The sequence below is a fragment of the Blautia sp. HCP3S3_C4 genome (assembly GCF_052064095.1).
Lineage (GTDB): Bacteria > Bacillota > Clostridia > Lachnospirales > Lachnospiraceae > Blautia_A.
This window is the reverse complement of the sequence record NZ_JBQHWF010000047.1, coordinates 1-1,219: the sequence shown is the minus strand read 5'-3', so window position 1 is coordinate 1,219 and position 1,219 is coordinate 1. Positions and strand designations below refer to the sequence as shown.

Annotated in this window: 2 rRNA genes; both read right to left on the bottom strand. The window is 47.6% G+C overall.

The annotated features are described in order from the left end of the window. Window positions 1-435: 435 nt before the first annotated feature. A 5S ribosomal RNA gene (rrf, locus tag ACTNC6_RS16110) occupies window positions 436-553 on the bottom strand. A 165-nt stretch (window positions 554-718) separates the two neighbouring features. Beyond that, a 16S ribosomal RNA gene (locus ACTNC6_RS16105) occupies window positions 719-1,219 on the bottom strand; the annotation flags it as partial.

Genomic DNA, 1,219 nt, shown 5'->3' with positions numbered 1-1,219 from the left:
GTGCCAAGGCATCCGCCCTGTGCCCTTATTGCTTGACCTTTCGCTTCATCACCCTAGCGTAGGTGATGCGGTCGTTTGATTCTCATTGTTTTTGATAACTTTGTTATCGATGTCTTCCTATCTTGCGTTTTATGAGATACTCTCATATCTCTTAACGTTTTGTATCAAGGATATTTGATTAACTTTAATCAAATTTCATGTATGCAGTTTTCAAGGTACATATTGACTGAATTTTTATCAGTCATTAGAAATCTTAAACTCATTTAAAATCTCTAATCACTGGTAAAACCAGTTATATCAACAGCTCTTCCCGGCTGATACGGGTTAGCATCGGACTTGACGATTCATATCTGGCTCCATCCTGTTTCCGACAGGACTCACTTTCCAATGCCTGTTTTATCTTCATCAGGTTCCCAACCTGTTGTTTTCTTTTTGATCTGGCGCCCACCTGCTCTCCCACACCGTCTCCAGTGCAGTACCATCGGCCGATTGGGTCTTAACCGTCGTGTTCGGGATGGGAACGGGTGTTTCCCCCAACCGCATCGGCACCAGAAATGTTTCAGCTTGATAGCTAAACAGTAAAACACATTTTTTTCTCTACTTTTTCTTCCGTTTTAGTTGGATTGATTCAGCCGTTTTCACAGCCTACTGTATCCAATTCCGTTTTAGCCGGATTGATTCAGCTGTATTTACAACCTACTTTTCCAACATTCCTTAGAAAGGAGGTGATCCAGCCGCACCTTCCGATACGGCTACCTTGTTACGACTTCACCCCAGTCATCGATCCCGCCTTCGGCAGCTCCTCCCTTGCGGTTAGGTCACTGACTTCGGGCGTTACTGACTCCCATGGTGTGACGGGCGGTGTGTACAAGACCCGGGAACGTATTCACCGCGGCATTCTGATCCGCGATTACTAGCGATTCCAGCTTCGTGCAGTCGAGTTGCAGACTGCAGTCCGAACTGGGACGTTATTTTTGGGATTTGCTTACCTTCACAGGCTCGCTTCCCTTTGTTTACGCCATTGTAGCACGTGTGTAGCCCAAATCATAAGGGGCATGATGATTTGACGTCATCCCCGCCTTCCTCCAGGTTATCCCTGGCAGTCTCCACAGAGTGCCCGGCCGAACCGCTGGCTACTGAGGATAGGGGTTGCGCTCGTTGCGGGACTTAACCCAACATCTCACGACACGAGCTGACGACAACCATGCACCACCTGTCT